Raw genomic sequence first — 22,353 nt, 5'->3', positions numbered from 1 at the left:
AATATTCATTAGTTTTCCCCATAGTCCAGCAATTTAAGGTTGCCGGGTAGAAACTCTCGATCCATATTATCAAGTATATATGAGGTAACATCGTGCGTATTAAATTAGTAGTAGCGTAACATTAACAGAGAAGTATCGTCAATAGCTTTTTTTCTTCCAATAGAAAAAGACCATATAAGTATGATAAAATGTAACGCAGTGTTATGAAAAAGAGAGGTCGGAAAATGAGTACTAAAATGACGCCACCAGTTGAGAAAAACGAGTTTATAGATGTAGTATTTGAAGATTTAACACATGATGGTGCCGGTGTTGCGAAAGTAAAGGGCTATCCTATTTTCGTTAAAAACGGATTACCAGGTGAAGAAGCGCAAATTAAAATTATTAAAGTGAAGAAAAACTTCGCATTTGGTCGTTTAATGAAGCTTCATACAGAAAGTCCATATCGTAAAGATGCTGAATGTCCAGTATATAATCAGTGCGGCGGTTGTCAGCTTCAGCACTTAACTTATGAAGGACAATTACAAGCGAAAGAAAAACAAGTACGTGACGTTATGCAGCGTATCGGAGGACTAGGTGATGTTCCTGTTCATCCTGTACTTGGCATGGAAAATCCGTGGGTATATCGCAATAAAGCACAAGTACCAATCGGAGAACGTGAAGGCGGACTTGTAGCTGGTTTTTATCGCCAAGGAACGCATGACATCATCAATATGGAATCATGCTTAATTCAGGCAGAAGAAAACGATACATTAATCCAAGAAGTAAAACGTATTTGTGAAAAGCACGGTATCACTGCGTACAACGAAGAGCGTAACAAAGGAACACTTCGTCACGTAATGGCTCGTTACGGACAAGTAACAGGGGAAATTATGCTTGTCTTCATTACGCGTACAGCAGAATTGCCGAACAAAAAAGCAATTATTGAAGAAATTGCAGCGAAATTCCCAGAAGTAAAATCAATTGTTCAAAACGTAAATACGAAGCGTACGAATGTAATTTTCGGAGACAAAACGACAGTACTGTACGGATCAGAATACATTTATGACTTTATCGGTGACATTAAGTTTGCGATTTCAGCACGTTCATTCTATCAAGTAAACCCAGAGCAAACGAAAGTGCTTTACGATAAAACGTTAGAATACGCAAAATTAAATGGTAACGAAACAGTAATCGATGCCTATTGCGGAATCGGATCAATCTCGTTATTCCTAGCGCAAAAAGCGAAAAAAGTGTACGGCGTTGAAATCGTCCCAGAAGCAATCGAAGACGCAAACCGAAACGCAGCACTAAACAACATGACAAACGCTGAATTTGGCGTAGGAGAAGCAGAAGTAGTCATTCCAAAATGGTACAAAGAAGGCGTAATCGCCGACACAATGGTCGTAGACCCACCGCGTAAAGGCTGTGACGAAGCATTACTAAATACAATCATCGACATGAAGCCAAACCGCGTCGTATACGTATCGTGTAACCCAGCAACATTAGCACGTGATTTAAAAGTAATAGAAGAAGGCGGATATAAAACACAGGAAGTACAGCCTGTTGATATGTTCCCGCATACGACGCATGTGGAGTGTGTGGCTTGGCTTAAGTTGGTATAATAGGAAAGCAGTTGATATAGGGGAAATCTATACCACCTGCTTTTTGGTTTACAAAAATACCATTCATAAGCGATTTTAGTTAAAATAAATATTGCTGATTTTCACAAATTATAAATTGAGATTTTGAAATTGTATTCATAGTGAGAGGATTTGAATTTGAAATGATAGATAATTTTTGGCGTGAATTACCACGACCATTTTTCGTACTTGCACCAATGGAAGATGTGACAGACGTTGTTTTCCGTCACGTAGTAAGTGAAGCAGGTCGTCCGGACGTATTCTTCACAGAGTTTACAAACTCGGATAGCTATTGTCATCCAGAAGGTATGAAAAGTGTACGTGGCCGTTTAATTTTTACAGAAGACGAACAGCCGATGGTGGCACATATTTGGGGAGACAATCCCGAATACTTCCGTCAAATGAGTATCGGTATGGCAGAACTAGGATTTAAAGGCATCGATATTAACATGGGTTGCCCAGTACCGAACGTTGCATCAAGAGGAAAAGGTAGTGGCCTTATTCTACGTCCAGACGTTGCGGCAGAACTTATCCAAGCAGCAAAAGCGGGCGGACTACCTGTCAGCGTAAAAACACGACTTGGCTTTAAAGAGTTAAGCGAGTGGGAAGATTGGTTAACGCACATTTTCAAACAAGATATTGCAAACCTTTCTATTCACTTACGTACAAGAGAAGAAATGAGCCAAGTAGATGCGCATTGGGAACTAATTCCGGAAATTAAAAAATTACGTGACCGTATCGCACCAAATACGTTAATAACAATCAATGGAGACATCCTTGATCGTAAAATGGGGCTGGAACTTGCTGAAAAATACGGCATTGATGGCGTAATGATCGGACGAGGCATCTTCAAAAATCCATTTGCTTTTGAAAAAGAGCCAAGAGAGCATAGCAGTAAAGAGCACCTAGATCTTTTAAGACTACAACTTGATCTTCAAGATCAATATGCAGAAGTACTGCCACGCTCAATCACAGGGCTTCACCGCTTCTTCAAAATTTATGTGAAGGGCTTCCCAGGAGCTGCGGAATTGAGAAATCAATTGATGAGTACGAAATCGACTGATGAGGTGCGTGCTTTGTTGGATAAGTTTGAGGATAGTGTTGGTGTGGCTCAGGATAGTGAGACGGTTTAACTTTTAAGCAGTTAAATCATTTCATATGTAGTGCATGACATGAGTGAGTTGAAAATAAGTGCAGAGCTGGAAAAGAACAGTGTATTTGAGAAATCAAAACACTGTTTTTTTTCTTTTAGTTAATGTTAAGAGAGAAATCTTTTTATAGGCATATAAAAAACATGTAAGAGCGCTGTAGATACAATGATAGAGAAAAGTTCGGGTAAGACTATAAAACATATCTTTAAAATGTTAAAGTATTAATTTAGCGGACAATAATTAAAAGGTTAGATTAAACATGATAATTTAAAGTAGGTTATAGCATAAACTTTAACCGCTGAATAAATAATCAACATTTCAGGAGGAAACCCAATGGCAATGAGCAACAACGATATATTAAAAAGAGTACGATACGCTTTAGATATAAAAGATATAGATATGGTGGAAATCTTTAAACTTGGCGGGATGGAAGTAACGAAAGAAGACGTAGTTGATATGCTTACAAAAATAAAGAGAGAGCCTCAGCACGAGCCTGAAAACCCTGATGTAATCGAAGATGAGTACGTATTAACATGCGATATGATGATGTTAGAGGCATTTTTAAATGGATTTATTACTTTAAAAAGAGGAAAGCAAGATCCGAAACCAGGGCAGCCTGCACCTGTACAGAGCAAGGAGAGTGCCAATAACCTTCTTCTAAAGAAAATGAAAATCGCACTATCTTTAACGAGTGAGGATGTACTTGATATATTAGATAGCGTAGGCGTTACGGTAACAAAAGGAGAGTTAGGCGCTCTATTAAGAAAAAAAGGTCATAAAAATTACAAAGAGTGCGGCGATAGATACGCAAGGAATTTCATTAAGGGATTAGGTGTAAAGTATAGAGGATAATGAGTTCGTTAAAGCGGTAAATGATATAATAGGTAGAGTAGGACGTTCGTATCCTACTCTTTTTTATTTGTAAAAATACTATGCTAGGTGATGAAATGGTACATACATATTTAGGTGAGACAATTAATTTTCATATAACTTATAAGAAGAAAAAGTCCGTGCGTCTTTTTGTGGATTCGTATGGAAATGTGGAAGTGCAGGCTCCGAAAGGAACACCTGTTGAATACTTAGTCCAGTTGCTAGAGGAGAAGTGGGATTGGATTCAGACAACACGTAAGGAAATGGCGGAGCGAGCGCATGGACCACAGGAAAAGGATTATGATCAAGGAGAGGGCTTTTTGTATTTAGGGAATACGTATCCGATACAGATTTCCCAAGATGCAAGCATTGAGCAAGACAATGCGATTTTTGAAGGGGATAAGTTACATATTTATGTGAAAGAGCTTAAGGATGAGAAAATACAACAAGCTTTAAAACGATTTTACTATAAGCAGTGTAAATCTTTAGTAGAGAAGAGTATTAAAGCGCATCAAAGTAATTTCAAAACAAAACCACGTTCTATTCGTATTACAGATAGTAGTCGTACTTGGGGTACTTGCGATTCGAATTTACAACTAACATTCAATTGGAAGCTAGCAATGGCACCACAGCGAGTAATTGACTATGTAGTCGTTCATGAAATGTGTCATATGGTTCATTTAAATCATGATCGCTCTTTTTGGCGTCTTGTCGGGAAGATAATGCCTGATTATAAAGAAATGGAGAATTGGTTAGCGTTATCTAGTTGGAAGATGACGGTTTAGGAAGGGATATCGATTTTTGTCTGTAAATCGATATTTCTTGTCGAATCGTTGATATATTGTGAGTTTTGATAGATATATTTTAAAAATCGTTGATATATTGTAAGTTATGATAGATATATTCGAAAAATCGTTGATATAATTTCATTTACTACAGGATTGTTCAACAAATCGAAAAGAAAAGAGGTCACAGCAGACATCTCCTCTTTTCGAGTATATAGATTAGCGTCCAAACATCACAACAAAATCCCCATCCACTTTCTCCATCTCATACCCAAGATACCCCTCCGAAAGCAAAGCCTGCTGTCCACTAGCATCACTCATTAGAATACTTTGAATATCCGTCCAATCTCTTTCTTTATCTCCGCGCAATTTCTTCACAAAAACATACCGCAGACTACCACCATACTTCTCCTTCAGCGCAGCAATCGCCATCCCTTGCGCAAACTTATCCTTCAAACTCGGGATGTTAAAAGGTGCGACCGTGCAGCATACGTAATCATATTTGCTGTCTTCTTTTTGCAATTCGTCCATGATGACGTTTGCTAATATTTTTTGCATCCCATTTCCTCGGCAGTTCGGATGAACGTTTGAGATTTCTTGATAGATGACGCGGTGCAGTTCACTTTCTGATAGACCAATATCAAGCCCTAAATGTTCATCGTCGATAGGAGGGACGAGTAGAGCGCGAAATGCGATGAGTTCGTTTTCGATAAAAGCACCGATCATCATGCCGTTTCCTTCTAGAATGTATTGAAATTCTTCTTGTGAGAGTGGTTGTAAACGACTTTTATCTTCTAGTGCTTCAACTACGATGTTTTGTAGTGATAAAATTTGTTCGATGTGCTCTAGTGATAGTAATGTAACGTGAAATGATTCGTTATTTTGTTTTAATGTTCCTTCGTATAGAACCGTCATATGATAGTCCTCCTTTAGCGTACAACGTCTTGAAAGACGGTTAGTTCTTGTAGTGTATCTTCGTTTATTTCAATGCCGAGTCCAGGCTTTTCGTTTAAGCGAATGAATGGTACATCGTAATGTAAGTTTCCAATGTCTTTCGTGAATTTTAATGGTCCTGTTAGCTCTACGCTCGTAATAATTTTTTTTGAGAAAGCGACATGGAATCCTGCGGAAGAGGCAACAGATGATTCGACCATTGATCCCACTTGGCATTCAATGCCTGCCATTTCTGCTTGATGAGCGAGCTTTACAGCTGGATATATGCCGCCGCATTTCATTAGTTTTATATTTACTTTATCAGCAGCTTCTAATTTAATAATTTGGCGCATTTCACGAGAACTTTTTAAGCCTTCATCAATCATAAGCGGGAGGTCTGTCTTAGAACGGATATGAGCCATGGCATCAATATCGTTCGCGATAACAGGTTGTTCAATCCAGTCAATGTTTAAATGTCCTAATGAACGAAGTGCTGTTAATGTGTTTGCGCTATTTTTCCAGCCTTGGTTTACATCAACGCGAATAGCGATGTCATTTCCTACACGTTCTCGTACAGCTTCAATACGTTTCACATCTTCTTTTACATTCGTACCAACTTTCATTTTGAAAGATTGGTAACCTTTTTGAATCATAGAAGCAGCTTCTTCAGCCATGTTTTCTGGATCGGCAATACTTAAAACGTGAGTGACAGGGAATTCTTCATGGTAGCGCCCGCCAATTAATTGATATACAGGTTGATTTAGTTTTTTGCCCATTATATCAAAACAAGCAATATCAATTGTGGCTTTCGCTGTTGGAACACCGTAAATTGTATTGTCCATCATGTCGTGTATTTTTTCGATATTCATTGGATTTTGCCCAATTAGAGCAGGGGCTAGCGTATGTTTTAAAGTATGGAAAGTACTTTCCCACGATTCACCTGTGACGTGATCATCAGCAACGCCTTCACCGTAACCAATAATACCTTCATCTGTTTCCATTTTGACGATAATAGAGGGCATATCAGAATAAGAGCCATAACTAATAACAAACGGATTGCGAAGCGGTAAACGAATTGCGTAAAGATGAATAGCTGTAATTTTCATTGAATAGAAACCCCTTCCTGTTTACAATAGTTTTATACATTTGATATAGTTGACGTTAAATAGTCGTTAATTAATGATAAGGAGTTAGAGAAAATGATGATAAAAATTGCAGTTGTCGGTTCAAAGGAATTTATGGACAACCTTTTTCCTATTGCTCAAAAATTAGAAGGAATAGAAATTGATCCATATATTTACCTTCATCCGGCGGAATCTTCTGAACTATTAAAGTGTTTAAAGCCTTGTGATGTCATCTTTTTCTCAGGTGCTTTACCTTATTATATGGCAAAAGAAATAAGAGAACAATTACGAATTCCAAGTACATACTTACAGCAAGACGAGACAACTGTCGCATCTTCAATTCTTTCTATCATGTATCATCAAAGTGTTCAACCACATAACATTTCCATCGATTTAGTAGACCGCTCTTTTATTACAAATGTGTTCCATGATATCGGTATAAAAGAAAGTCCGCAAGTGTTGGATTATGAAAATATGCTGTGGAGTAAAGATGAGATAAATAGAGTTATCGATTTTCATGTAGCTAAATATCAATCTGGAGAGGCTCATTTAGCTTTAACTAGTATTCACGCTGTTTACGACGAGCTTCAAAAAATAGGTGTTCCTTCAGAGCGTATGATTGATCCAACACAATCCATTATACATGGGCTAAAAGATGCAAAAATAAAAGCTGAGTTAGCAAAAAGCTATTTAGCTACTGTTGGTGCTTGTATTATTTCTTCCTTAGAATTACGAACGAGTTTGCTTGAAAAACTAGATGTCATTTCAAAAGAACTACGTGGTTCATTTAAACAAGTGGATGAAATGACATGCATTTTGTATACAACTCGTGGTGATATCGAATCAATTATTAAAACAAATGCGATAGATAACTTGTTTGCGAGCGTAGAAGGAACGATAGCTATTGGATTTGGTTATGGGAAAACCGTGAAAGAAGCGGAGCAAAATGCAAAAATTGCTCAAAGTTTTGCAAAGAATAATCCAATAGATCGTTGTTTTTATATACTAACAAGTGATAAAGATTTGTTTGGTCCGTTCCCGAAAGAACAGAGAGTACAAAGTTTGAAAAATGATAATCCGGAACTAATGAAAATAGCGAAGGAAACGAAGCTTAGTCCGGCCAACTTGTCAAAAATCATTCAATTTAGTCAATCGCATCCGTCATTGAAGTTTACAGCAGCTGATCTTTCTGAGTACTTACAAGTGACTCGAAGATCGACAGAAAGGTTGTTAAAAAAATTAGTTGATTACGGGTATGCTCATATTTGCGGCGAGGAAATGCCCTATCAACAAGGGCGACCTCGCGCACTATATGAACTGAATTTACCGCTATTTTTAAGCTTCTAGTTGAGCTTTTTGTTTCTTTAGCAATTCTGCTTTTTCAATGTCTGATAGTTTTACAATTGTGAAACCTGTTATACCATAAATGATTGAGATAATAGGTACGATGAAATTCAAAATAGCATAAGGGGCATATTCAAATGCACCTACGCCAAGTGTAGCGAGAATAAATACACCGCACGTATTCCAAGGAACGAAGACAGAAGTTAATGTTCCACCATCTTCTAATGCTCTGGATAAGTTTTTTGAATGTAGTCCTTTTTCCGTGTAGGCATTTGCGTACATTCTTGAAGGAACAACAATTGAAATATATTGTTCAGAGCAAGTAAGGTTTGTTGCAAAACAAGATGCGATAGTAGAAGCGATAAGCCCTTTTGCTGATTTCGCTAACTTTAAAATTTGATTTACAATTGAGCGAAGAATACCTGTATGTTCTAATACTCCTCCGAAAGTCATAGCGACAATTGTCATCGAGACTGTATTCATCATCGAATCTAAGCCACCGCGGTTAAATAGTTCGTCTACTAGCTTGTTTCCAGTGTCTATAACAAATCCAGCTTGGAGTGCACCGACAGATGCTGAGACAGAACCACCTTGAATAAAGACTTGTGATAAAAATCCTAAAATAATACCGACGAGAATCGCTGGTATAGCAGGGACCTTTTTAGCGACCAATACCATAACGACTACGGGTATAATGAGTAGGAAAGGTGAGATAACAAAGTTTTGTTGCAATACTTGTAACGTTTGATCGATGCTCTTCGCATCAATATTGTTAGCGCCGAAGCTTCTTCCTAAGACCGCGTAGACGATAAGAGTAATAATTAAACCTGGAACTGTAGTAAATAACATATGACGAATGTGTGCGAATAAATCTGTATTTGTTAATCCTGCGGCTAAGTTAGTTGTGTCTGAAAGCGGTGACATTTTATCGCCAAAATAAGAGCCTGAAATAATGGCACCAGCAACCATTGGAGCTGGAATTCCCATACTTAGGCCAATTCCCATTCCAGCAACACCAATTGTGCCCATTGTAGACCAAGAGCTACCAATTGCTAATGCTACGATAGAACAAATGACGGTAATGGAAACTAAAAATAGTGATGGAGTTAAAAGTTTTAAACCGTAATAAATCATCGTTGCGACGATTCCACCGCCAATCCAAGCACCAATTGTTAAGCCAACAAGAATAATAATGACGATAGCGGGTAATGCAAGACGAATCCCTTTATACATTGCTTCTTCAAGATCATTCCATTTGTAACCGTAACGCCAAGCGACAATAGAAGCAACGGTTGTACCAATAATAAGTGGAACGTGAGGGGTTTGTTTTAATACAACAATTGTAACCATCATAACTGCAACGGTAATGATAATAGGGATAATCGCTATTCCAAAAGGTATTTCTTTTTTCATAAAGTTCCTCCTTGTTACGTATGTTTGTTTGTATTTTTAGAATTGTCGTAAAATAGACGTTTATTAGGTTATGATAACTAAAAGTTTATGTAAGCGTCAACATAAAAAACAGAAAATAAGGAATGTTCTAGTTGTTTGTTTAGTTTGTAATATAAGTGCAGAGTAAGCTTTTTAAGTATTTAAAAATAAACAATTGACTTTTTTCTTAAAATTCAATATGTTCATAAAAACATCTGTTTTTCATAAGTATAATTAACCCGAATCGTTTGTAATGTGGGAAGGAGACTGGAACGTTGAAAACATTAGAACTACAAGAGCGCTTAACGGAGATTTTTCAGCATTTACACGAAAACCCTGAAGTAAGTTGGAAAGAATATGAAACGACAGCGTATATTACTGACTTTTTAAAAGAAGAAGGAATTTCATATAGAACATTTGATGATTGTCCAGGTGTAATTGCTGAGATTGGAGGCGGGAATCCAGTTATTGCGATTCGTGCTGATATGGATGCACTTTGGCAAGAAGTAAATGGAGAATTTAAAGCGAACCATTCATGTGGCCATGATGCTCATATGACCATTGTAATGGGACTTATTTTACAATTGAAAAATATGAGATGGAAAAGTGGTACGGTTAGATTTATTTTTCAGCCGGCAGAAGAGAAGGGTAATGGTGCTTTGAAGATGGTGGAGAAAGGTGCTGTAGATGATGCTGATTTCTTATTTGGCGTTCATCTAAGACCGATTGAAGAACTATCTTTGAAACAAGCAGCCCCATCTATTCGTCATGGAGCAGCAGGATTTTTAGAGGGTATGATTCATGGGGAGGATGCACACGGGGCAAGACCACACCAAGGTGTGAATGCAATTGATGTCATTTCCATGATTAATATCGGTTTGAAAAATATTTGGCTGCCACCGCAAAGTTCTTATTCAGTAAAAATGACGAGATGCCAAGCTGGTGGTGATAATTTAAATATTATTCCGGGAAATGGTCATTTCAGTTTAGATGTAAGAGCAGAGAGTAATATACTATTAGAAGAATTAAAGAAAAAGATTGAGCATGTAATAGAATCAGCTGCATCGATGGGGTCGAAAACTTCATACGAATGGATGGATCTTGCACCAGGAGCAGAGGTTTCCGAAGAAGCAGAGCGCTTTATGCGTAAAGGTATTCTCGAAGTGTATGGGGAAGAGAGATGCACAGGGCCTCTCTATACGACAGGAAGCGATGATTTCCATTACTATACAGTGAAAAGACCACATTTAAAAGCTGTCATGCTTGGACTAGGAGCGGACCTACAACCTGGATTACACCATCCGTATATGAGGTTTGATCATAGTTGTATTATGGATGGGGTAGAAATATTGAAACAAACTGTATTGAAAGTGTTAGAAGACAGGGGCTAGAGAGCTCCTGTTTTTTTGTCGTGAATTGTCGGCAAATCGATATATTTGAAAAATCGTTGATATATTTTGAGTTATGATAGATATATTGAGAAAATCGTTAATATAATTTCACGTACCTATTAATTTGATGAAAAATGAGCCTCCAGTACATGGTGTATAATAATAAGTACCATTTTTTAATAGGAGAAAACGAATGAACGAACAATATTACGATGCAGTTTTACATATAAAAACAGTCGGTGAGCAAAAAGGGTTTAACAAGTCTATGCATTATCATCGCTATGAACCGACACCGTATAGCGGGTTAGATGAGTTATTGAATCAATATGAAATACGAAGTAGCGACCGAATTGTAGACTTTGGGTGCGGAAAAGGGCGATTAAACTTTTATATGCATCATAAATGTGGTGCTTCAGCAGTTGGAATTGAAATGAATGAAGAGTTTTATAAAGAAGCGATGGATAATCGAGATCGTTATGCACGAAAGGCACGAAACAGTAAGGGGAAAATTCAATTCCAATGTTGTTTAGCGCAGGAATATGAGATTGATCCACATGATAATAGGTTTTATTTCTTTAATCCATTTTCTATACAAGTGTTTATGAATGTAGTAAATAACATTTTGCTTTCAGTAGAAAACACGGGGAGAGAAGTGGATATTATTTTATATTATCCTTCTGAGGACTATATTTTCTTCTTAGAAAATCAGACTGCGTTTGAGCTGAAGAAAGAAGTTAGATTGCCAGGTGCTTATGAGAAGAATGGGAATGAGAGGTTTTTAGTTTATAGATTGGAGTGTTAATAGTTGCAGAAAAAAGTAAGGAAAGAATTTAGATACCTTACTTTCTTCTGCAACTATAAAGTTATTATTTTCCAAAAAATAAATCAGAAAGACTTAAACGAGATTTTTTGTATGAGTTATTAACGTATTGTTGGGTAATTACATAGTAGTAAATAGATTCCTCCAACTTGTTGATGAGTGAATTTCGAAAATCAATTACTGCTTCTTGTAAATAATTTTCTTCCATGGAAATTATATCTTCCATGGATTTTGAGAAGTATATATACTCTTTCATAAACTGTTCTTCGGATAAAAAGCCCGATCGTAGTTCTTTAATTTTGATAAAGCGAGTATTTAAATATTCATAGTGATTGAGCATGTTAGTAAAGGTATTGGATAAAAATTCTTGACTAAGAAGAAATGCATCTAAGTTTAAAGATGTATTTAAAGGATTAATTCCTAATTGTTCAATTTCATATTTAGAGTGTTTATTTAATTTAAAGTATATGTTGTAAATTGAGTTATTATTGATTTCCATTAAGGAGTCTAGTATCTCTTTTACTTCTTTTTTTAATGGATTATAACATGTAAATAATTCTATAGTATTAAGGGGACGATAGTATTTTATTCTAGGATCGTACTGTAATTTTCCATTAGAAAAAATATAACTTTCAGAATGAGTTAATTTCTTACAAAATTGATTTGCTATAAAGTCTAATTGCCGTTCTAAAGTATTAATATTTTGTTTGGATTTGTATAAACATTTACTTAATGATGTAGAAATTTTTAATTGGGATTTAATAACTTGTTCATATCTTTCATCGTATAACTTTTTTTTCGCTTTTGATTTTAATAGTGTTGTTCTAAATAATAGCAATGTTAACGTGGATATAAGAAGCGTTAAGCATCCTGTTATAGCATTAATTGCTTTATAATCTAAATGTTTTATTGTATTAGAAAAATTATTCCAATTTAAAATTTCAGTAATATTTTGTATTAAAGTAGGTTGATAAAAGAATAAAATAACAAACCATATTAAAATATTCACAAATGAAATTTGGAACATTGTACTTATAAATGACTTAAGAGAATTGTACCAATGAATAGGGCTAAATGGTTTAGTTTTGTCAAATGAATTATCTCTATCAAGATATGATGTATGAAGGACTCTTGGAGAGATAAAGTATAAAAATTTATCTGAAAGATAATATAATTCGGTTACTAATCTTATAATTTTTAAATTTTTGTTTCGAATAGATTTATGATATAGATTTTCTAATATTTTGGTTCTTATTACATCGGTGAAGAATTGGAACATGCCTAAAATAAGTATGATTGTAGAAAATAAAAATACATATTGTAGAATAACGCATAGAATAGTATAAGAAAACTCTAATTTAATAAAAGTAAATACAGAATAAATTAATTCAATAATAGATGTGACTATAAAGACTAAGCTGTGTTTTATTATTTCCATAATATTGTCCCCTTTATAAAAATAAATAATCTTTTTTAACACTTATTGTAAGAGAGTGCGAAGATGAACTACTTGCAACAGATTTTGAGTACTACCTCAATTTTACTAAAAAAGCGCTTTTTTTTTGTATGTATTTAAGTGGAATATTTTATATTTTTAATTTGAACGGTAGGGAAATTTAAGTGATAAATGCTTATGAATTACTTGGTTAAAATTATTTATAATGAATGATGAAATTTTAAAAAGAGGACACTTCATAGAATTTTATTAATTAATTTTTACTATCTAAAATACTAACCGGGTTAAAATATAAAAGAATGATTATAATAGCTGGGTAATTGTTTCAATGGTTTGAATAATGGTTTTGTGAAAATATAATTAAACTATACATAACTTAACAAAGAAAGACACTGTACTAGTGATTAAGTAGTACAGTGTCTTTTAAAATATATTAGTTACGGATTAAGTAATCAAATGCACCTAAAGCTGCGTTTGCACCTGAACCCATAGAGATGATGATTTGTTTGTACGGATTATTTGTACAGTCACCTGCAGCAAACACTCCTGGTACGTTTGTAGCGCCGTGCTTGTCTGTTACGATTTCACCGCGAACGCGTTCAACTGTTTCGCCTAACCAGTCTGTGTTTGGCACAAGACCGATTTGTACGAATACACCTTGTAACTCAACGTGATGAACTTCTTCAGTTTCACGATCGATGTAAGAAATACCGTTTACTTTATCAGTACCAGTGATTTCTTTCGTTTGAACGTTTTTCAGAACAGTTACGTTTGGTAAGCTGTTAAGACGCTCTTGTAATACAGCATCAGCTTTTAATTCTGGCATGAATTCAAGAACAGTTACGTGCTTAACGATACCTGCTAAGTCGATAGCTGCTTCAATACCAGAGTTACCTCCACCGATAACTGCTACGTCTTTTCCAGTGAATAATGGACCGTCACAGTGTGGGCAATATGCTACACCTTTATTTTTGAACTCAGCTTCACCTGGTACGCCAACATTACGCCAGCGAGCACCTGTAGAAACGATTACGCTCTTACTTTTCAGAATAGCGCCGTTTTCAAGTTCCACTTCAATAAGTTCTTTTTTCTCTAAACGTTTCGCACGTTGTAGATTCATTACATCGATGTCGTATTCTTTTACGTGTTCTTCAAGGCTTGCTACTAGCTTAGGACCTTCAGTCTTTTTTACGCTGATGAAGTTCTCAATGCCCATAGTATCCATTACTTGACCACCGAAGCGCTCAGCAACGATACCAGTGCGGATGCCTTTACGTGCTGCGTAAATTGCTGCACTTGCACCAGCAGGGCCGCCACCAACAACAAGAACATCGTATGGATCTTTATCAGAAAGCTCTGATGCATCTGGACCGTTACCCATTTTAGCTAAAATTTCTTCAAGTGTCATACGACCGCTTCCGAAAGATTCGCCGTTTAGGTAAACAGTTGGTACTGCCATAATGTCTTTGCTTTCTACTTCCTCTTTGAATGCAGCGCCATCAATCATAGTATGTGTAATACCAGGGTTAAGAACGCTCATTACGTTAAGAGCTTGTACAACATCAGGACAGTTATGACAACTTAGGCTGATATAAGATTCAAAATGATATTCGCCTTGAATGTTTTTAATTTGATCGATTAATTTTTGTTCAACTTTTGGAGCGCGTCCACTTACTTGTAGTAAAGCTAACACTAATGATGTAAATTCGTGTCCTAATGGAATACCAGCGAATACGACACCAGTGTTTTCACCAGGGCGGTTTACGCTAAAGCTTGGTGTTCTCTCTAATTCAACTTTTTCTACTGTAATCTTAGATGACATAGTAGCTAATTCGTCTACTAGAGCTAACATATCTTTAGATACGTTATCGTCTCCTGCGCTTACTTTAAGTAAAATATCGTTCTCCATTAATTGAAGGTATTGGGATAGTTGTGTTTTTATATCTGCATCTAGTATCATTTTGATCGAACTCCTTAGATTTTGCCTACAAGGTCAAGGCTTGGTTTAAGTGTTGCAGAACCCTCTTGCCATTTAGCTGGGCAAACTTCACCTGGGTTGTTACGTACGTATTGAGCTGCTTTAATTTTGTTAACAAGAATGCTTGCGTCACGGCCGATACCGTCAGCATTGATTTCCATAGATTGGATAACGCCGTCTGGATCGATGATGAATGTACCACGAGCAGCAAGACCTTCTTCTTCCATTAAAACGTTGAAGTTTGTAGTGATTGTACGAGTTGGGTCACCAATCATGATGTACTCGATTTTACCGATAGTTTCTGAGCTATCATGCCATGCTTTGTGAGTGAAGTGAGTGTCTGTAGATACAGAGTATACTTCAACGCCTAACTCTTTAAGAGTTGCATATTGGTTTTGTAAGTCTTCAAGTTCAGTTGGGCAAACGAATGTGAAGTCAGCTGGGTAGAAACAAACTACACTCCATTTTCCTTTTAAACTTTCGTCAGTAACTTGGATAAATTCTCCATTATGGTAAGCGTTAGCTTTAAACGGTTTTACTTCTGTGCCGATTAATAACATATTAAAATTCCTCCTAAATGTTGGTTTTGAGCATCAAAAAATAGTGTGCTCATAAAATATATTTTTTAATTAACTATAATAATTCTAATTCGATATTAATTATCATATAGAAGTGGTTATTTTGTCAAGCGAATAGACGAACTTTATATCAATTTAATTAATATTTATTCTCAATTAAGGATAACAGGGAATGGAAAGGTAATTTTAAGTTTATAAATTTTCAATGAGTGCTTGAAAGAGTAGTGTGTATGTTAGAGATATGATGTAAGTATAAATTCTTAGGAAGGAAATATTTCTTAGAAGTTGTCTTTTTGAAAAGGAACTGCGTATTTCTATTTTACAAAGAATTGTGTGATAAATAAAATAAAATGAATCGGAAATTTTTTGAACAATTTTTGTCCTCTCAAATATATAATTAGGAAGCATATTGCAATGATATAGAAACGTTGACTCAAGATATTAACAAGATATAATAAAACCTAGATATACCTTTCAAAAAGAAGAATACATATTTATAGGATGAAAAAATTCAACCTATTATTTTTTATAGCTTTTAGAAAACGCTTACAATTAGTGTGGAGGGGAAACCATGTCTAAGTTCACGAAGTATTTTTTAATGGAAGCTAAAGATGTGATTGCATATGTGAAAGAGAAATTATCTAAGTTTGAAAATGCAAAGGGGTTACAGTGTAAAGAAATAGGTGATGGCAATTTAAATTATGTGTTCCGCGTTTGGGATGAAAAAGAGAACATGTCTGTCATCGTAAAGCAAGCTGGGGATACAGCTCGCATTTCAGATGAGTTTAAGTTGTCGACGAATCGTATTCGTATAGAATCAGATGTTTTGCAGTTAGAGGATGAGTTAGCACCTGGACTTGTTCCTAAGGTGTATTTATTTGATAGTGTGATGAATTGTTGCGTAATGGAAGATTTATCGGATCACACAATATTACGTACAGCACTTATAAATCATCAAATATTTCCGCGGCTTGCTGACGACTTAACTACTTTTATGGTAAATACACTTTTATTAACATCGGATGTTGTAATGAATCATAAAGAGAAGAAGGAACTTGTGAAGAATTATATAAATCCTGAATTATGTGAGATTACAGAGGACCTCGTATATTCAGAACCATTTACAAATCATAATAAGCGTAATGAGTTATTTCCTTTAAATGAGGGATGGATTAGGGAGCATATTTATAGTGATAAAGAGCTTCGTATGGAAGTAGCGAAACGTAAATTTTCTTTTATGACGAATGCACAGGCGCTTATTCATGGTGATTTACATACTGGTTCTGTTTTTGTAAGAGATGATTCTACAAAGATTATTGATCCTGAGTTTGCTTTTTATGGACCTATGGGATATGACGTCGGGAATGTAATGGCGAATTTAATGTTTGCTTGGGTGAATGCAGATGCAACGATGCTACCTGGAGCTGAGAAAGATACGTATATGGATTGGTTACAAACTACGATGGTAGAGGTAATTGATTTATTTAAGAAGAAGTTTTTAGATGCTTGGGATATTCATGTGACCGAGATTATGGCGAAGGAAGAAGGCTTTAACAAAGCCTATTTACAATCTGTATTAGAGGATACAGCTGCAGTGACAGGTCTTGAATTAATCCGCCGTATTGTTGGATTAGCGAAAGTAAAAGATATTACTTGTATTGAGAATGAGGAAGCACGTGCTAGAGCGGAGCGAATTTGTCTTCAAGTAGCGAAGAGTTTTATTTTACGAGCGAATCAATATAGAACGGGTACAAGTTTTGTAGAAACGTTAAAAGAACAGTCAATGCACTACGCGGAGTAAGGGGGGAATATGATGGAAGAGCAATTAATACCAATTCAGTGGGAAGATGATGCTTTAGTTTTGTTAGATCAAACGTTATTACCGAATGAAATTGTTTATGAATCTTTTAAAACAGCTGAAAGTGTGTGGGATGCCATTCAAGTAATGAAAGTACGAGGTGCACCAGCGATTGGTGTTTCAGCAGCTTATGGAGTGTATTTAGGGATAAAGGAATTTGCTGAAAATACGGAAGAAGGATTTATGGATGAAGTAAGAAAAGTATGTACATACTTGGCGACATCAAGACCGACTGCAGTAAATTTATTTTGGGCACTTGAAAGAATGGAAAGCGTAGCGACAGATAATGCTCACTTATCAATCTCACAGCTGAAAAATAGATTACTAGAAGAGGCAAAAGAGATTCATAGAGAAGATGAAGAAATTAACCGTCAAATTGGAGAACATGCATTAACATTATTCCATGATGGAATGGGAATATTAACACATTGTAATGCTGGTGCGTTAGCGACAACTAAGTATGGTACTGCGACGGCTCCAATGTATTTAGCGAAAGAAAAAGGATGGAATTTAAAAATCTTTTCGGATGAAACGCGTCCTAGATTACAAGGTTCAACGTTAACAGCATTAGAACTGCAGCGAGCAGGCATTGACGTTACTGTTATTACAGATAATATGGCAGCTATGGTCATGTCACAAGGGAAGATTGATGCGGTAATTGTTGGATGTGACCGTGTAGCAGCGAACGGTGATATAGCAAATAAAATTGGAACATTAGGCGTATCTATTTTAGCGAAATACTACAACATTCCGTTTTATGTAGCAGCGCCAACGCCGACAATCGACTTAAAAACACCGACAGGAAAAGAAATTCCCATCGAGGAAAGAGATGCTTCTGAAGTGATTAATCGCTTCGGACAATATTCTGCTCCGAAAGAAAGTAAAGTATATAATCCAGCATTTGATGTTACTCCACATGAAAATGTAACAGCGATTATTACAGAAAAAGGGATTGTAAAGGCACCATTTACGGAGAATTTAAAAAAGCTATTTCAATAAGTAGATAAATATAAAAGTCAGTCATCATAAGCTTCATACTTAGGGGGATGTATATGTTATTACAAAAAGAAAGAGAAGAAATTGTAGCGTATGGAAAGAAAATGATTTCTAGTGGTTTAACAAAGGGAACGGGCGGTAATATTAGTATCTTTAATCGTGAACAAGGTCTTGTTGCGATTAGCCCAAGTGGTTTAGAGTATTATGAAACAAAGCCTGAAGATGTAGTTATATTAAACCTAGATGGTGAAGTAGTAGAAGGAGAGAGAAAACCATCAAGTGAATTAGATATGCACCTTATTTACTATAGGAAGCGTGAAGATATAAATGCGCTTGTGCATACACACTCTCCTTACGCGAAGACGATTGCATCATTAGGATGGGAGCTTCCTGCTGTATCGTATTTAATTGCTTTCGCAGGACCGAATGTGCGCTGTGCACCGTATGAAACATTTGGTACGAAGCAATTAGCGGAGGCTGCTTTTGAAGGCATGATTGATCGCCGTGCTGTTTTACTTGCAAATCACGGTTTAATTGCTGGTGCAAATAATATAAAAATGGCGTTTACTGTTGCAGAAGAGATTGAGTTTTGTGCTCAAATTTATTATCAAACGAAAAGCATTGGGGAACCAAAGCTATTGCCAGAAGATGAGATGGAGAATTTGGCGAAGAAGTTTGAAGGGTATGGGCAGCAGTAGAATGAAACAAAGACACCCTCAAGAAATCTTGAGGGTGTTTTTTAAGCTTTTTTAAGCAACAAATACATAAAGTAAGGAGCCCCAATTAAAGCAACGACAATACCTGCTGGAATGCCATTAGGATCAACGATATTTCGTCCGATTGTATCTGCTAATAATAATAGCCATCCGCCGATTAAAAGGGCGATAGGCATGAAGATTTGATGTCTTGGACCTACTAAAGATTTCGCGATATGAGGAGCCATTAATCCGATAAAGCTAATTCCTCCTGTTACGGAAACAGCTGCGGCTGCAAGTGCAACGGCTGCAACTAATAAGTACCTGCGTTCTTTTTCAATTTCAATTCCAACGCCAATTGCGACTGGTTCGTTTAATGCTAAAATGTTTAATCGATTTGCTTTATAGAAAATAAACGGAATGAATACGATTAACCATGGGAGCATTGCTAAAACGAAGATCCAGTCATCTCCCCAAATATTTCCGGCAATCCATTTTGAAATAAAGTCTACTTTCATACGATCCGCGGATGAAATAAGGACAATCATCGTTCCAGATAGTGCAAATGCAAAACCGATACCGGTTAATGTTAATCGGATTGGTTGAAGTCCAGTTGATTTACTATATGAAAATACGTAAATTAGAACAGCTGTCAGAAATGCTCCGATAAATCCAACTACAGGTAGTAAGTAAAGAAATGAACCTACATCTATTGGAAAGTATAAAAAGAAAATAGCAACAGCAACACCGGCCCCAGAGTTAATACCAAGAATACCAGGTTCAGCTAAATCATTTCGAGTAATTCCTTGCAGAATAGCCCCTGATAAAGCGAGAGCCATACCAGCTAATAATGTAATGACAATTCTAGGTAGTCTTAAAGAGTATAAAACGAACTCCTCTTTAAAAGTCCCTTGCCCCATTAATGTTGGGAGTAGTCGATCATAAGATAAAGACGCTGAACCAAGTCCCATTCCAACTACAATGGTTGTGATGATTACTATAAGTAAAGTGAGTATAATGAGACGCTGTTTTCTTAAAATAGATTGCATCATGAGAATGTTTTTCCTCCTTTACGTACAATGAATAGGAAGAATGGTAACCCTACAATCGCAACAATTGCCGCAACTGGTGTTTCGTATGGAGCGTTAATAGTACGTCCGATTGTATCTGCAAGTAGCATAAAGGAAGCTCCAGCAATTGCTGACATCGGTATAACAAATCGGTAATCTGGACCGACAATTGGGCGTACCATGTGAGGTACCATTAAGCCGATAAATGCCATATTTCCAACAAGCGCTACAGATGCACCTGCAAGTAAGATAATAATGATAAATAAAATAGTTTTAATAACAATAATTTTTTGACCTAGTCCAATAGCCACTTCTTCACTGAAACTAAGAACTGTCAATTTTTTTGCTAGTAAGATAGCGATAAAGATACTAATTGAAATGACTGGAATAATAATTTTTAATTGGCTCCAAGTTGTTCCAATTACGCCCCCAGCAGTCCAAAGTGATACATCTTGTGAAATTTTAAAGTAAATGCCGATTCCTTCTGAAATTGCGAGTAGAAATGCTGAAACTGCAGCGCCCGCTAATACAATTCGAAGAGGAGAAAGGCCGCCTTTTTTCACCATACCAATTCCAAATACCATAATTGCGCCAATTGCAGCACCGATAAAGCAAGCTAATGTTAAGTAAAGATAGCTGATGGAAGGGTTGAAAGCAAGTGTCAGTGCAAGCGCAGCATTTGCTCCACCAGATAGCCCTAATAATCCAGGATCCGCAAGTGGATTTCGTGTTAATCCTTGCATAATTGCCCCAGAAACGGCTAATCCAGCTCCTACAAAAATAGCAGCAACTTCACGTGGTAAACGTATTTCTCGAATAATAGATATTTTGTCTCCTTTAGCGGAGGAAGTGAGTGCTAACCATACATCTTTTATCGAAGTATCTGCAGCACCTAATACCATTGCAACCATAAAAATAAGAAAGAATGCAATTAAGCTTAAAATTAGTTTGTATGTAAAAGCTATAGAACGTGGATTGTCATGATCTTTTGTCATTCGTTTCACATCTTTTCTGTTCATAGAATAAAGGAAGAGGAATTCTTAAATTAAGAATTCCTCATGTTTGTATTATTTACCAAGAAAGCTCTTCTTGAAGAAGTCTAGTTGGAAATCTAATGTAAGTGGATCATTGAAATAGAATTCCATCATGTTTGCTTCATATACGCGATTATTTTTTACTGCTGGGATGTTTTTATATGATTCTGTCTCTTGGAATGAGTTATCAGTATCTTTGTTTTTACTTACGATTAAGTAATCACCAGCAAATTCAGGTAATACCTCAGTAGATAATGCGTAGTAACCTTCTTTTAATGCTTTTTCTTTTACTTTTTCAGGCATTTTTAATTTCATTTCTTGGTACAGGATTTCTGTTCCACGGCCCCAGTTCTCGCCGTATACATAAAGCTGTTTGTTGAAGTTTTCTACAACAGAAACTGTTGCATCTTCACCGATTTTTGCTTTAATTTCTTTACCAGCTTCTTGTGCACGTTTCTTGAAGTCATCAACCCAAGTTTTTGCTTCTTTTTCTTTATTTAATAACTTACCGATTTCTAAATGCTGTGTTAAGTAATCAACTTTTCCGTAAGTGTATGTTACAGTAGGCGCGATTTTCTTTAACTTATCGACATTTTTAACATTTGATAAACCGATGATTAAATCTGGATTTAGTTCAGCGATTTTTTCAACATTTTCATCAGATACTTCAGCAACATCTTTAAGTTTGCTATCAAAACGTGGGTTTTGTTTAGACCATGAATCTACCCCAACAAGATTTACACCTAATGACATTACGTTACCAGCGAATGATGATAATACAACAACGCGTTTTGGATTTGCAGGAACTTCTACTTTTTTACCATCTTCAGATTGGTATGTAATTGTTTCTGATTTGCTACCTTTTGCATCGTTCTTTTTGTCTGTAGAGCTATTGCTACAAGCGCTCATAACAAGAACGAAAAGGACTGTTAGTGAAATAAATAACTTTTTCATCGTCTTTCTCCTTTAACATAGATGATATGTGTATACAATAATTTGTTTAACTGCAATCTTTTTGAAATAGTAGTGGTAATGCAAAATAATTTATTAAAAATCTTGAATATGAGATTTTATAATATAGTAATAACCATATTAATGAAAGAAGATGTAATCTCAAATTTGCTAATTATTAACAAAATGATAATGATTATCACTATTGATTCTTTAAATAATATAATTTTATATAGGTGTATTGTCAATAGTAATTTTGATTGTAAATT

The 22,353-nt window shown here is 35.9% G+C and carries 19 protein-coding genes and 1 riboswitch; of the genes, 10 read left to right on the top strand and 9 right to left on the bottom strand.

Annotation, left to right across the window (positions count from 1 at the left end):
- Position 1 precedes the first annotated feature (1 nt).
- Positions 2 to 103: riboswitch (purine riboswitch) on the bottom strand.
- Positions 104 to 224: 121 nt separating this feature from the next.
- From rlmD to MKY38_RS20385, 4 genes are all read left to right on the top strand, one after another.
- Positions 225 to 1,601 carry a 23S rRNA (uracil(1939)-C(5))-methyltransferase RlmD gene (gene rlmD / locus MKY38_RS20400; RefSeq protein WP_341049588.1) on the top strand — a complete coding sequence of 459 codons (1,377 nt, stop codon included), beginning with the start codon at positions 225 to 227 and terminating at the stop codon, positions 1,599 to 1,601.
- 161 nt (positions 1,602 to 1,762) lie between these two features.
- Entirely contained in the window at positions 1,763 to 2,752 is a 990-nt protein-coding gene (locus MKY38_RS20395) for a tRNA dihydrouridine synthase (RefSeq protein WP_000566708.1), read from the top strand.
- Between the two features lie 351 nt (positions 2,753 to 3,103).
- Positions 3,104 to 3,622: a YehS family protein gene (locus MKY38_RS20390; RefSeq protein ID WP_001251713.1), complete on the top strand. Its 519-nt coding sequence runs from the start codon at positions 3,104 to 3,106 to the stop codon at positions 3,620 to 3,622.
- 95 nt (positions 3,623 to 3,717) lie between these two features.
- A complete protein-coding gene (locus MKY38_RS20385) occupies positions 3,718 to 4,425 on the top strand; it encodes a M48 family metallopeptidase (protein WP_000233754.1) in 708 nt (235 codons plus the stop codon).
- A gap of 219 nt (positions 4,426 to 4,644) precedes the next feature.
- On the opposite strand, the gene MKY38_RS20380 is transcribed toward MKY38_RS20385, so the two are convergent.
- On the bottom strand, positions 4,645 to 5,340 hold the full coding sequence (locus tag MKY38_RS20380) for an N-acetyltransferase (RefSeq protein ID WP_070179651.1): 696 nt from the start codon (positions 5,338 to 5,340) through the stop codon (positions 4,645 to 4,647).
- A 14-nt stretch (positions 5,341 to 5,354) separates the two neighbouring features.
- Positions 5,355 to 6,464 carry a mandelate racemase/muconate lactonizing enzyme family protein gene (locus MKY38_RS20375; RefSeq protein ID WP_070179652.1) on the bottom strand — a complete coding sequence of 370 codons (1,110 nt, stop codon included), beginning with the start codon at positions 6,462 to 6,464 and terminating at the stop codon, positions 5,355 to 5,357.
- Between the two features lie 93 nt (positions 6,465 to 6,557).
- Between MKY38_RS20375 and MKY38_RS20370 the strand changes: the two genes are divergently transcribed.
- Positions 6,558 to 7,829: a transcriptional regulator gene (locus MKY38_RS20370; protein ID WP_341049582.1), complete on the top strand. Its 1,272-nt coding sequence runs from the start codon at positions 6,558 to 6,560 to the stop codon at positions 7,827 to 7,829.
- Here the strand turns inward: MKY38_RS20370 and nhaC are convergent.
- Positions 7,818 to 9,239 (bottom strand): Na+/H+ antiporter NhaC, encoded by a 1,422-nt coding sequence (gene nhaC / locus MKY38_RS20365; RefSeq protein WP_000711525.1) that lies wholly within the window; start codon positions 9,237 to 9,239, stop codon positions 7,818 to 7,820. The two genes, MKY38_RS20370 and nhaC, sit on opposite strands and share 12 nt — an antisense overlap.
- Before the next feature lie 293 nt (positions 9,240 to 9,532).
- On the opposite strand from nhaC, the gene MKY38_RS20360 reads away from it, so the two are divergent.
- Together MKY38_RS20360 and MKY38_RS20355 are read left to right on the top strand one after the other, a co-directional pair.
- The gene (locus tag MKY38_RS20360; RefSeq protein ID WP_000853516.1) at positions 9,533 to 10,648 is read left to right on the top strand and encodes a M20 peptidase aminoacylase family protein; all 1,116 of its coding nucleotides are present in this window, start codon (positions 9,533 to 9,535) and stop codon (positions 10,646 to 10,648) included.
- Positions 10,649 to 10,841: 193 nt separating this feature from the next.
- Positions 10,842 to 11,450, top strand: coding sequence for an SAM-dependent methyltransferase (locus MKY38_RS20355; protein WP_070179654.1), 609 nt, complete (start codon positions 10,842 to 10,844; stop codon positions 11,448 to 11,450).
- 64 nt (positions 11,451 to 11,514) lie between these two features.
- On the opposite strand, the gene MKY38_RS20350 is transcribed toward MKY38_RS20355, so the two are convergent.
- From MKY38_RS20350 to ahpC, 3 genes are all read right to left on the bottom strand, one after another.
- The gene (locus MKY38_RS20350) at positions 11,515 to 12,906 is read right to left on the bottom strand and encodes a hypothetical protein (protein ID WP_071739468.1); all 1,392 of its coding nucleotides are present in this window, start codon (positions 12,904 to 12,906) and stop codon (positions 11,515 to 11,517) included.
- A gap of 451 nt (positions 12,907 to 13,357) precedes the next feature.
- Positions 13,358 to 14,884, bottom strand: a complete 1,527-nt coding sequence (gene ahpF, locus MKY38_RS20345) for an alkyl hydroperoxide reductase subunit F (protein ID WP_000599508.1) — start codon at positions 14,882 to 14,884, stop codon at positions 13,358 to 13,360.
- Between the two features lie 14 nt (positions 14,885 to 14,898).
- Positions 14,899 to 15,462 carry an alkyl hydroperoxide reductase subunit C gene (gene ahpC, locus MKY38_RS20340; RefSeq protein ID WP_000924422.1) on the bottom strand — a complete coding sequence of 188 codons (564 nt, stop codon included), beginning with the start codon at positions 15,460 to 15,462 and terminating at the stop codon, positions 14,899 to 14,901.
- 589 nt (positions 15,463 to 16,051) lie between these two features.
- Here ahpC and mtnK point away from each other — a divergent pair.
- From mtnK to MKY38_RS20325, 3 genes are read left to right on the top strand one after another with little or no spacing between them, the layout of a single operon-like run.
- Positions 16,052 to 17,281: an S-methyl-5-thioribose kinase gene (gene mtnK, locus MKY38_RS20335; RefSeq protein ID WP_341049574.1), complete on the top strand. Its 1,230-nt coding sequence runs from the start codon at positions 16,052 to 16,054 to the stop codon at positions 17,279 to 17,281.
- A gap of 9 nt (positions 17,282 to 17,290) precedes the next feature.
- Positions 17,291 to 18,337, top strand: coding sequence for an S-methyl-5-thioribose-1-phosphate isomerase (mtnA, locus tag MKY38_RS20330; protein WP_341049572.1), 1,047 nt, complete (start codon positions 17,291 to 17,293; stop codon positions 18,335 to 18,337).
- A gap of 53 nt (positions 18,338 to 18,390) precedes the next feature.
- Positions 18,391 to 19,032, top strand: a complete 642-nt coding sequence (locus MKY38_RS20325; RefSeq protein ID WP_000926557.1) for an L-fuculose-phosphate aldolase — start codon at positions 18,391 to 18,393, stop codon at positions 19,030 to 19,032.
- A gap of 41 nt (positions 19,033 to 19,073) precedes the next feature.
- Here MKY38_RS20325 and MKY38_RS20320 read toward each other — a convergent pair whose 3' ends face one another.
- From MKY38_RS20320 to MKY38_RS20310, 3 genes are read right to left on the bottom strand one after another with little or no spacing between them, the layout of a single operon-like run.
- Positions 19,074 to 20,081: a FecCD family ABC transporter permease gene (locus MKY38_RS20320; protein ID WP_000983758.1), complete on the bottom strand. Its 1,008-nt coding sequence runs from the start codon at positions 20,079 to 20,081 to the stop codon at positions 19,074 to 19,076.
- Positions 20,078 to 21,118, bottom strand: coding sequence for a FecCD family ABC transporter permease (locus MKY38_RS20315; protein ID WP_002025239.1), 1,041 nt, complete (start codon positions 21,116 to 21,118; stop codon positions 20,078 to 20,080). Before MKY38_RS20315 ends, MKY38_RS20320 begins: the two co-directional genes overlap by 4 nt.
- Positions 21,119 to 21,166: 48 nt before the next feature.
- A complete protein-coding gene (locus tag MKY38_RS20310) occupies positions 21,167 to 22,087 on the bottom strand; it encodes an iron-hydroxamate ABC transporter substrate-binding protein (RefSeq protein WP_000732597.1) in 921 nt (306 codons plus the stop codon).
- Between the last annotated feature and the right edge of the window lie 266 nt (positions 22,088 to 22,353).

The organism is Bacillus sp. FSL R5-0585, assembly GCF_038004545.1.
GTDB classification, from domain to species: domain Bacteria; phylum Bacillota; class Bacilli; order Bacillales; family Bacillaceae_G; genus Bacillus_A; species Bacillus_A cereus.
Note: the sequence above shows the minus strand (reverse complement) of the source record. Positions and strands in the feature narration are given on the sequence as shown.

Coding starts and splice junctions, on each gene's coding strand:
- rlmD (WP_341049588.1), top strand. CDS start 225: ATGAGTACTAAAATGACGCCACCAGTTGAGAAAAACGAGTTTATAGAT.
- MKY38_RS20395 (WP_000566708.1), top strand. CDS start 1,763: ATGATAGATAATTTTTGGCGTGAATTACCACGACCATTTTTCGTACTT.
- MKY38_RS20390 (WP_001251713.1), top strand. CDS start 3,104: ATGGCAATGAGCAACAACGATATATTAAAAAGAGTACGATACGCTTTA.
- MKY38_RS20385 (WP_000233754.1), top strand. CDS start 3,718: ATGGTACATACATATTTAGGTGAGACAATTAATTTTCATATAACTTAT.
- MKY38_RS20380 (WP_070179651.1), bottom strand. CDS start 5,340: ATGACGGTTCTATACGAAGGAACATTAAAACAAAATAACGAATCATTT.
- MKY38_RS20375 (WP_070179652.1), bottom strand. CDS start 6,464: ATGAAAATTACAGCTATTCATCTTTACGCAATTCGTTTACCGCTTCGC.
- MKY38_RS20370 (WP_341049582.1), top strand. CDS start 6,558: ATGATGATAAAAATTGCAGTTGTCGGTTCAAAGGAATTTATGGACAAC.
- nhaC (WP_000711525.1), bottom strand. CDS start 9,239: ATGAAAAAAGAAATACCTTTTGGAATAGCGATTATCCCTATTATCATT.
- MKY38_RS20355 (WP_070179654.1), top strand. CDS start 10,842: ATGAACGAACAATATTACGATGCAGTTTTACATATAAAAACAGTCGGT.
- MKY38_RS20350 (WP_071739468.1), bottom strand. CDS start 12,906: ATGGAAATAATAAAACACAGCTTAGTCTTTATAGTCACATCTATTATT.
- ahpF (WP_000599508.1), bottom strand. CDS start 14,884: ATGATACTAGATGCAGATATAAAAACACAACTATCCCAATACCTTCAA.
- ahpC (WP_000924422.1), bottom strand. CDS start 15,462: ATGTTATTAATCGGCACAGAAGTAAAACCGTTTAAAGCTAACGCTTAC.
- mtnK (WP_341049574.1), top strand. CDS start 16,052: ATGTCTAAGTTCACGAAGTATTTTTTAATGGAAGCTAAAGATGTGATT.
- mtnA (WP_341049572.1), top strand. CDS start 17,291: ATGATGGAAGAGCAATTAATACCAATTCAGTGGGAAGATGATGCTTTA.
- MKY38_RS20325 (WP_000926557.1), top strand. CDS start 18,391: ATGTTATTACAAAAAGAAAGAGAAGAAATTGTAGCGTATGGAAAGAAA.
- MKY38_RS20320 (WP_000983758.1), bottom strand. CDS start 20,081: ATGATGCAATCTATTTTAAGAAAACAGCGTCTCATTATACTCACTTTA.
- MKY38_RS20315 (WP_002025239.1), bottom strand. CDS start 21,118: ATGAACAGAAAAGATGTGAAACGAATGACAAAAGATCATGACAATCCA.
- MKY38_RS20310 (WP_000732597.1), bottom strand. CDS start 22,087: ATGAAAAAGTTATTTATTTCACTAACAGTCCTTTTCGTTCTTGTTATG.